Source organism: Streptomyces sp. ID05-39B (assembly GCF_033794725.1).
Lineage (GTDB): Bacteria > Actinomycetota > Actinomycetes > Streptomycetales > Streptomycetaceae > Streptomyces > Streptomyces bobili.
The window spans coordinates 1-9266 of the sequence record NZ_JARGEF010000291.1 but is presented as its reverse complement, the minus strand read 5'-3'; the positions used below and the strand labels follow the sequence as shown (position 1 = coordinate 9266).

10 protein-coding genes are annotated in these 9266 nt (G+C 69.8%); 7 read left to right on the top strand and 3 right to left on the bottom strand.

The genetic code is table 11. The annotated features are described in order from the left end of the window. The 3 genes from P1P75_RS36470 to truA all read left to right on the top strand — a co-directional run. On the top strand, positions 1-382 hold a 382-nt coding region (locus P1P75_RS36470; RefSeq protein WP_319263549.1), incomplete at its 5' end, for a DNA-directed RNA polymerase subunit alpha C-terminal domain-containing protein. A gap of 125 nt (positions 383-507) precedes the next feature. Beyond that, positions 508-1032, top strand: a complete 525-nt coding sequence (gene rplQ, locus P1P75_RS36465; protein WP_086767154.1) for a 50S ribosomal protein L17 — start codon at positions 508-510, stop codon at positions 1030-1032. Positions 1033-1105: 73 nt separating this feature from the next. Further along, positions 1106-1960 (top strand): tRNA pseudouridine(38-40) synthase TruA, encoded by an 855-nt coding sequence (truA, locus tag P1P75_RS36460; protein WP_319263547.1) that lies wholly within the window; start codon positions 1106-1108, stop codon positions 1958-1960. 28 nt (positions 1961-1988) lie between these two features. Here the strand turns inward: truA and P1P75_RS36455 are convergent, their stop codons facing one another. Then, complete coding sequence (locus tag P1P75_RS36455; RefSeq protein ID WP_319263545.1) at positions 1989-2867, bottom strand: hypothetical protein; 879 nt, start codon at positions 2865-2867, stop codon at positions 1989-1991. Positions 2868-2941: 74 nt separating this feature from the next. Between P1P75_RS36455 and P1P75_RS36450 the strand changes: the two genes are divergently transcribed. The 4 genes from P1P75_RS36450 to glmM all read left to right on the top strand — a co-directional run bounded on the left by P1P75_RS36450 (position 2942) and on the right by glmM (position 7005). Further along, positions 2942-4156 carry a glycosyltransferase 87 family protein gene (locus tag P1P75_RS36450; RefSeq protein ID WP_319263543.1) on the top strand — a complete coding sequence of 405 codons (1215 nt, stop codon included), beginning with the start codon at positions 2942-2944 and terminating at the stop codon, positions 4154-4156. 243 nt (positions 4157-4399) lie between these two features. Beyond that, positions 4400-4843 carry a 50S ribosomal protein L13 gene (rplM, locus tag P1P75_RS36445; protein WP_073498030.1) on the top strand — a complete coding sequence of 148 codons (444 nt, stop codon included), beginning with the start codon at positions 4400-4402 and terminating at the stop codon, positions 4841-4843. A gap of 43 nt (positions 4844-4886) precedes the next feature. Then, entirely contained in the window at positions 4887-5399 is a 513-nt protein-coding gene (gene rpsI / locus P1P75_RS36440; protein WP_073498032.1) for a 30S ribosomal protein S9, read from the top strand. Positions 5400-5646: 247 nt separating this feature from the next. Next, positions 5647-7005: a phosphoglucosamine mutase gene (gene glmM / locus P1P75_RS36435; protein ID WP_319263541.1), complete on the top strand. Its 1359-nt coding sequence runs from the start codon at positions 5647-5649 to the stop codon at positions 7003-7005. Between the two features lie 32 nt (positions 7006-7037). On the opposite strand, the gene P1P75_RS36430 is transcribed toward glmM, so the two are convergent. Then, the gene (locus P1P75_RS36430; RefSeq protein WP_319263539.1) at positions 7038-7970 is read right to left on the bottom strand and encodes a DUF389 domain-containing protein; all 933 of its coding nucleotides are present in this window, start codon (positions 7968-7970) and stop codon (positions 7038-7040) included. Between the two features lie 126 nt (positions 7971-8096). After that, positions 8097-9086, bottom strand: a complete 990-nt coding sequence (gene coaA / locus P1P75_RS36425; RefSeq protein ID WP_319263538.1) for a type I pantothenate kinase — start codon at positions 9084-9086, stop codon at positions 8097-8099. Between the last annotated feature and the right edge of the window lie 180 nt (positions 9087-9266).

The window sequence follows — 9266 nt, the reverse complement described above, 5'->3', positions numbered from 1 at the left end:
CCTGGTCGAGCTGTTCGGTCTCGCCCGCGAGCTGAACATCGACGCCGAGGGCATCGACATGGGCCCGTCCCCCACGGACGCAGCCCTCGCCGCTGACCTCGCGCTGCCGATCGAGGAGCTCGAGCTCACCGTCCGGTCGTACAACTGCCTCAAGCGTGAGGGCATCCACTCCGTGGGTGAACTCGTGGCCCGCTCCGAGGCGGACCTGCTCGACATCCGCAACTTCGGTGCGAAGTCGATCGACGAGGTCAAGGCGAAGCTGGCCGGCATGGGCCTCGCGCTCAAGGACAGCCCGCCCGGATTCGACCCCACGGCCGCTGCCGACGCCTTCGGCGCCGACGACGACGTGGACGCGGGTTTTGTGGAGACCGAGCAGTACTGATCGGTCTCCCTTCCGGGAGCGCCCCCACGGGGGTGGCTGCTCCCGGATCTCCGACGGGCGACCGCCCGCTCGGATACTGACTCCGGTACCTGGTACGGCCGGAGCAGACACTGAGGAGAAAGACCATGCCGAAGCCCGCCAAGGGTGCCCGTCTGGGCGGCAGCGCCGCGCACGAGAAGCTGCTTCTCGCGAACCTCGCGAAGCAGCTGTTCGAGCACGGCCGTATCACCACCACCGAGGCGAAGGCCCGCCGTCTGCGGCCGTACGCCGAGCGTCTGGTCACCAAGGGCAAGAAGGGTGACCTTCACAACCGTCGCCAGGTGCTCCAGGTCATCTCGGACAAGAGCATCGTGCACACGCTCTTCACCGAGATCGGTCCGCGCTACGAGAACCGCCCGGGTGGCTACACCCGTATCACCAAGATCGGTAACCGTCGTGGCGACAACGCGCCCATGGCTGTCATCGAGCTGGTCGAGGCGCTGACCGTGTCGCAGCAGGCCACCGGTGAGGCCGAGGCCGCGACGAAGCGCGCGGTCAAGGAAGACGCCCTGAAGAAGGACGAGGCCGTCGAGGCCAAGTCCGACGAGGTCGTCGAGGACGCTGCCGAGGCCAAGGCCGAGGACGCGTCCGAGGAGTCGAAGGACGCCTGAGGCTCTGCCTTGCGTGTGAGCGGGTCCGCCCTTCGGGGCGGGCCCGCTCTCGCGTTGTCGAGAGGATCTAGGGGTGAGTGACGAAGTACAGCCCGGTTTCGTACGGGTGCGGCTGGACCTGTCCTACGACGGGGCGGAGTTCTCCGGGTGGGCCAAGCAGGCCGGCGGGCGGCGGACGGTACAGGGGGAGATCGAGGACGCCCTGCGTACGGTCACCCGGTCGACGGAGACGTACGAGCTGACCGTGGCCGGGCGTACGGACGCCGGTGTGCACGCGCGGGGGCAGGTCGCGCATGTCGATCTGCCGCGCGAGGTCTGGGCGGAGCATCACGCGAAGCTGCTCAAGCGGCTCGCCGGGCGGCTCTCCAGGGACGTACGGGTGTGGGCGCTGCGGGAGGCCCCCACCGGCTTCAACGCACGGTTCTCGGCGGTCTGGCGGCGGTACGCGTACCGGGTCACCGACAACCCGGGCGGGGTGGACCCGCTGCTGCGCGGTCACGTCCTCTGGCACGACTGGCCGCTCGACGTCGACGCCATGAACGAGGCGGCCGGGCGGCTGCTCGGGGAGCACGACTTCGCGGCCTACTGCAAGCGGCGCGAGGGGGCGACCACGATCCGCACCCTCCAGGAGCTGAGCCTGGTGCGCGGTGACGACGGGATCGTCACGGCGACCGTGCGGGCCGACGCCTTCTGCCACAACATGGTGCGCTCGCTGATCGGGGCGCTGCTGTTCGTGGGGGACGGGCACCGGGGGCCGGAGTGGCCGGCGAAGGTGCTGGCCGCGGGCGTACGGGACTCGGCGGTGCATGTCGTACGGCCGCACGGGCTGACGCTGGAGGAGGTCGGCTATCCGGCCGACGAACTGCTGGCCGCGCGCAACAAGGAGGCGCGGAACAGGCGGACGCTGCCCGGGGCCGGGTGCTGCTGACCCGTCCCCGGGGAGTCAGGACCGACCGTCACTGGTTCGCCGCCGCCGATGCCTGGGTCTCGCCGCGGCGGCGGATCTGCTGGAACGTGAACTCCGCGAGGCCGTCCCCGGCGGCGAAGACCTGGGTGTCCTTCGTCGTCACGTCCTTGCCGGCGGTGAAGCCGGTGATCGTGAAGTAGGCGTAACGGCCGTAGGAGTTGGTCGTCGAGCGGCAGATGGCGCCGGCGCAGAAGGACTTGGCGTCGGTGCCGGTCAGCGCCTTGACGATGCTGCTCTTGTCGGCCTGACCCTTGGCCTTGAGGGCTTGGGCCTCGGTGTTGAACACGGCCACGCCGACCGTCACGGCGACGCCGTCCTTGACGTAGGTCACGCGCATCAGACGGGTGCAGCCGTTGTCGGTCAGCACCTTGGGCAGGGTGCCCTGTACGGCGGTGACGCAGTTGGTGGTGTCGGCCTTCGCGGCCTTCTTGTAGACGGCCGAGCCCATCGTCAGCTGCCTGCCCGGGAACATGATGTCCGGGCCGTTGGGCGCGCTGTCCTTGGCCTTGCTGGAGACGAACTCCTTCGGGTCCAGCGGCGGCGGGGCACTGGTCGGGGCGAAGGACGGGGTCGCGGACGCGCTCGGCAGGTCGGCGGTGGCGGGCAGCGAGGAGGACGGCCGGCCCGACGCCTCGTCACTGCCGTTCGCCGACACCACGGCCATGGCGACGGCGGTGCCGACGCCGAGTGTCGCGAGCACGCCCCCGCCTATCAGCAGCAGCCGGCGGCGCTTGTTGCGCGATTCCGACGCCTCGGCGAGCGCGGCCCAGTCCGGCGTCGGGTCCGTGGCACCGCTGGTCCACGGCTGCTCGGAGTTCCGTTTCCAGGGATCCCACTGGGACTGAGGTCCCCCCTGCCCATAGCTCATGGGCCGCATCTTAGACGGGGCCGGAGGCGTGCTGTTCCGCCTCAACGAGCTCCGCTGCCCCTAGCGTTCAGGGAATGAGTACGGGCAAAGGCGACATCTCAGGGTGGTTGGTACGGCGTTCTCCCTGGCCGCCGTGGCTGGGCCTGGCCGCGGTGCTGGGCGTGCTGACCGGGCATGTGGCGCGGGCCACCCCGGACGGCGGCATGGACAACGCGATCGTCGTCCGGGCGGCGCGCGCCTGGCTGGAGGGGCGCTCCCCGTACGACGATCCGCACTTCCTGTATCTGCCGGGCGCGGTGCTCGCCGCCGTACCGCAGGCCCTGTTGCCGCCGGATCTGCTGCGGGTGCTGGTGCCGTCGGCGGTCATGGCCTGTCTGGTGGGCGGCTGGGTGTGCGCGCTGCGGCTGCACCGGGTGCCGCTGGACAGCCGGCTCGCGGCGCTCGGGCTGACCGCGCTCGCCGCGGGCTTCGCGCCCTTCGGGCATCTGGTGCGGCTCGGCAACTGGACGGTGACAGCGGTCCTGGCCCTGCCACTGGGGCTGCTGCTGATCAGCCGGGGCCGCTGGACGGCGGCGGGCGCGGTGCTCGGCGCCGCCCTGGCGCTGAAGCCGCTGCTGGCCCCACTGGCGCTGCTGTTCCTCTTCGCGGGCCGCTGGAAGGCGCTCGCCGTACTGACCGCGGTCCCGGTGCTGGCCTCGGGGGCGTGTGCCCTGCTGCTGCCCGATCCGGCCGGCTTCTTCACCCGGACCCTGCCGTTCCTGCTGCACGGCCAGGACGCCTTCGTGCGGCTCTACGAGGCGTCCCCGGGGGCCGTGCTGCCGCGGCTGGGGGTGCCGCAGCTTGCGGCCCGGTCCCTCGCGCTGGCGGCCTGCGCGGCCGGACTGGTCGCGGCGTACCGGCGCTGGGGCTGTGCGGATCCCGGGCCCCTGAGGCTCTCCGAGACCGCTGCGGGGCTGATGCTTTCGGTGTTCCTGGTCTCACGGCCGTCGTACGACCACTATCTGGTGGTCGTGGTGCCGTTGCTGCTCGCCGGGCTGCCGTACGAGCGTTCGGTGGCGCGGGGGCCGTGGTTCTGGCTGGCGATGGTGCCCCAGCTACCCGGTCTGACCTGGCCTTATCTGGAACAGGTGCAGCGCCGGGCCTTCAAGGACGCGGTGACGTTGTGCCTGCTGACGGCCACGGTGGCCGTGCACCGGCCGGACCGGAGGGCGAGGACGGGACCGTCCCGGCCGACGGGTGGGAGTGCGCGGGCGGCTGTTCCCGGCGGCGATCACATTTACACTGGGTGAGAAGAAGCAGTGATGCCCGGCGGCCAAAGGGCTCGTTTTGACCCGGCCCAGCCACCGCAGGTATCCTGCATCTTCGTTGTGTATTGGCTTGCTCATTCTCACGGGACGGGCCCTTACACCGGTCCACCGGGCCGATGACCAGCGACCTGCACGCGGTATGCGTCCCGCGGTGCGGTCAGGGCTGTCGTGATCGTCTTCGGTGACCTTGTCAGGACCACTCACTCGAAGCGAAGGCTACGAACCGTGCGTACGTACAGCCCCAAGCCCGGCGATGTGACGCGCCAGTGGCACGTCATCGACGCTCAGGACATCGTCCTGGGTCGTCTCGCCAGCACCACCGCCTCCATCCTGCGCGGCAAGCACAAGCCGATCTACGCCCCTCACGTCGACACCGGTGACTTCGTCATCATCATCAACGCCGACAAGGTGCACCTGTCCGGCAACAAGCGGACCCAGAAGATGGCCTACCGCCACTCCGGCTACCCGGGTGGTCTGCGCTCCGTCCGTTACGACGAGCTGCTGGACAAGAACCCCGAGAAGGCCATCGAGAAGGCCGTCAAGGGCATGCTCCCGAAGAACACGCTGGGCCGTCAGATGCTCTCGAAGCTGAAGGTCTACAGGGGTGACCAGCACCCGCACGGCGCGCAGCAGCCGCAGCCGTACGAGATCACCCAGGTCGCGCAGTAAGTCCGGCCACACCACCCCAAGCTAAGAGAATCTGAGGAGAACCGTGGCCGAGACCACTGCCGAGCAGCCGCTCGAAGAGCTTGACATCGACAGCTACACCACCGAGTCCGAGGTGCCCGTCGAGGGCGAGTACACCTCGGAGTCGCTGGCCTCCCGCTTCGGCGAGCCGCAGCCGGCCGCCGGCCTGGGCCGTCGTAAGAACGCCATCGCCCGCGTCCGGATCGTTCCGGGCACCGGCAAGTGGAAGATCAACGGTCGCACCCTCGAGGACTACTTCCCGAACAAGGTGCACCAGCAGGAAGTCAACGAGCCGTTCAAGGTCCTCGAGCTCGAGGGTCGCTACGACGTCATCGCCCGCATCTCCGGCGGCGGCGTCTCCGGTCAGGCCGGTGCGCTCCGTCTCGGTGTCGCCCGCGCGCTGAACGAGGCCGACGTCGACAACAACCGCGGCGCCCTCAAGAAGGCCGGCTTCCTCACGCGTGACGACCGTGCGGTCGAGCGCAAGAAGGCCGGTCTCAAGAAGGCCCGCAAGGCCCCGCAGTACAGCAAGCGTTAAGCTTCGCTGCCTGCTCGTACGGGCTGCGGGCCGATCGGCCCGCTCCTACGTACTCCGAACGCCCCGGCGGCACGCCACAGTGCCGCCGGGGCGTTCGTTTTCTCGCAACCGTGGGCGTATAACGGCACAAGGTGCTCAAAGGCTTGTGTGATCGGATGTTCGGGGCATCGAATGCCTGAACGCGAGAGCCGCTGATCCACCGACGCGCCGCACGGCCTTCGAAACTGACGCTTCCTCAGGAGGACAAGTGGGACGACTCTTCGGCACGGACGGCGTGCGCGGTGTCGCCAACGTGGATCTCACGGCCGAGATGGCGCTCGGCCTCTCCGTCGCGGCGGCGCATGTGCTGGCCGAGGCGGGCACGTTCGAGGGCCACCGCCCGGTGGCGGTCGTCGGACGGGACCCGCGTGCGTCCGGGGAGTTCCTCGAAGCGGCCGTCGTGGCCGGCCTGGCCAGCGCGGGCGTCGACGTCCTGCGGGTCGGCGTGCTGCCGACGCCGGCGGTCGCCTACCTGACCGGCTCGCTCGGTGCCGACCTCGGCGTGATGCTCTCCGCCAGCCACAACGCCATGCCGGACAACGGCATCAAGTTCTTCGCCCGCGGCGGCCACAAGCTCGCCGACGAGCTGGAGGGCAGGATCGAGGCGATCTACGACGAGCACCGCACCGGCGCTCCCTGGGACCGCCCGACCGGCTCCGGCGTCGGCCGGGTGCGCTCGTACAGTGAGGGCTTCGACCGCTACGTCGCCCATCTGATCGCAGTCCTCCCGAACCGGCTCGACGGGATGAAGATCGTCCTCGACGAGGCCCACGGTGCCGCCGCCCGTGTCTCGCCGGAAGCCTTCACCCGGGCCGGAGCCGAGATCGTCACGATCGGCGCCGAGCCCGACGGGCTCAACATCAACGACGGCTGCGGCTCCACCCACCTCGGCAAGCTGAAGGCCGCCGTCGTCGAGCACGGGGCCGCCCTCGGCATCGCCCACGACGGTGACGCCGACCGCTGCCTCGCCGTGGACCACACCGGCGAAGAGGTCGACGGGGACCAGATCCTCGCCGTGCTCGCGCTCGCGATGAAGGAGCGGGGCGCGCTGCGCTCGGACACCGTCGTCGCGACCGTCATGTCCAACCTCGGCTTCAAGCTGGCGATGGAAGGCCAGGGCATCTCCCTCGTACAGGCCGCCGTGGGCGACCGGTACGTGCTGGAGGAGATGAAGCAGCACGGGTACGCCCTCGGCGGTGAGCAGTCCGGCCATGTGATCATCCTCGATCACGCGACCACCGGCGACGGCACGCTGACCGGACTCATGCTGGCGGCGCGGGTCGCGCAGAGCGGACGGACGCTTCGGGAGCTGGCGTCCGTCATGGAGCGGCTGCCGCAGGTGCTGATCAACGTCCCCGACGTGGACCGGTCCCGGGTCGCCAGCTCGGCCGACCTCGCGGCCGCGGTCGGCGAGGCGGAGCGTGAGCTGGGGGCCACCGGGCGGGTTCTGCTGCGGCCCTCCGGGACCGAGCCGCTGGTGCGGGTCATGGTGGAAGCGGCGGACATCGACCAGGCCAGGTCCGTCGCGGGGCGGCTGGCCGATGTGGTGAAGTCGGCGCTCGGTTAACTCCGGTAAGCGCGGGTCGGTGCGCGGTTCTGTTACCCGGTGACTTTCCGTTGCCGGGTCCAGAGCCACTTCTGGATCAGCAGGGTCAGGGTTCCCGCCAGGATGATGGCCAGCAGGTTCAGCAGGAGCTGTTGTGAGGACCGCAGGGTCTGGTTGGTGTCGCCGTAGATCAGGGCCACGGCCGCGTTGGCGGCGGCCGGGACCGTGGTGACCGAGATGGCGACGCCGACCAGGGCGCCCGACTTCGCCGAGGTGAGCGAGAGGGTGCCGGCGGCTCCGGCGAGGATCGCCACGACGAAGGAGAACCAGTCCGGGGCGTAGATGAAGCCCGTGTTCGGACGGTCGGCCTCCAGCTGGTCCTTGGTGAACAGGCCCACCGCGTCCATGAAGAAGCTGAAGCCCACGGTCACCGCCATGGCGACGGCGAAGCCCACCAACAGGGCGATCAGGGAACGCAAGGCCAGGCGTGGGGTCCGCTGCACGGCGGCCGTGCAGATGCCGGCCAGGGGGCCGAACTCCGGGCCGACCGCCATCGCGCCCACGATCAGGATCGCGTTGTCGAGCACCACACCGCAGGCCGCGATCATCGTCGCCAGGGTGATGAAGGTGAGGTAGGTGACCGATAGCGTCGACTCCTCGTGGGTCTCGTCCACCAGGTGCTCCCACAGGACCGCGTCGGCGGCCTCGCCCGGAGCGTCCGACTCGGCCTTGTCGGCCCGAGCGGACAGGGACAGGTCGATGTTCTCCACGGCGATCGAGCCGGTCTTGTCCAGGCCCAACTTCTGGAGGCCGCTGAGAAGTTGGTCCCCAGCCTCGCGGGCCACGTCGCAGGTCACGACATCGCCCCCGGGGTCGCGGGCGGCGCCCGGAAACACCGCGAGGTGGGTGGTGCCGACGGTGTTCTCGATCAGGTGGATCGCGGCGGCCGTGCTGTCGGGCGGAGTGATCAGGCGCAGGTGCAGCATGGCGCCCTTTCTAACAGGCCTGGATCGCGGCTTGTGCGGTTGGGCGGGAGGCCTGGATCGCGAAGACTGTGCGGTTGGGCGGGAGGCCTGGATCGCGGAGCTTGTGTGGTCGGGCCGGAGTTCGGATCAGAGCTTGCGCAGGCTCAGCCGCTGCACCGTGTGATCGGGGCCCTTGCGGACGACGAGGGCGGCCCGGCCGCGGGTGGGGGCGATGTTCTCCACCAGGTTGGGCTTGTTGATGGTGCGCCACATCGTGCGGGCGTACTCGAGTGCCTCGTCCTCGGAGACCTGGGTGTACTTGCGGAAGTACGAATGCGGGTCCTGGAAGGCGGTCGCGCGCAGTTTGCGGAAGCGGTTGAGGTACCAGCGCTCGATGTCCTCGACGCGGGCGTCGACGTACACGCTGAAGTCGAAGTAGTCGGCCAGGCCGACACGGGTGCGGCCGTCCTTGCCGGGGAGCGCGGGCTGCAGGACGTTCAGGCCCTCGACGATGAGGATGTCGGGGCGGCGGACCGTGAGGCGCCGGTCCGGGACGATGTCGTAGATCAGGTGGGAGTAGACGGGGGCGGTGACCTCGTCCTTTCCGGCCTTGATGTCGGCGACGAAGCGAGTGAGGGCGCGGCGGTCGTAGGACTCGGGGAAACCCTTCCGCGACAGCAGGCCGCGGGACTCCAGCTCCTTGGTGGGGAGCAGGAAGCCGTCGGTGGTGACCAGCTCGACGCGCGGGTGTTCCGGCCAGCGGGACAGCAGGGCCTGGAGGAGGCGGGCGACCGTGGACTTGCCCACCGCCACCGAGCCGGCCACTCCTATGACGAACGGGGTGCCGGACTGGGAGCCCTGTTCGCCGAGGAAGGTGTTCAGGGCCGAGCGCAGACCGTCGGTGGCGCCCACGTAGAGGTTCAGCAGCCGGGACAGCGGCAGATAGATGTCACGGACCTCGTCGAGGTCGATGACGTCACCGAGGCCGCGCAGCTGTTCGACCTCGTCGGCCGTGAGCGGCTGCGGCGTCTTGTCGCGCAGCGCGCTCCACTCGGTACGGGTGAGATCGACGTAGGGAGTCGCCTCCGGCTTGTGCCGGTGGGCGCTCCGCGGGATCGGGGGGACCGGAGAGATCACAGTCCATTGTTAACGGAGTTCGAACGACGCGGAGGGTGGGGTCCGTCACGCCGGGTTCCTTCTCGCGTACAACCCTTCCCGTGCGCCGGCCGTCCAACAGGGCACCTTCGGGCCACGAGGGAAGAGGGGGCGCGGTATGAGCAGCGGGTCGAGAGTGGTGAGAGGGCTCGGGGTGGGGGC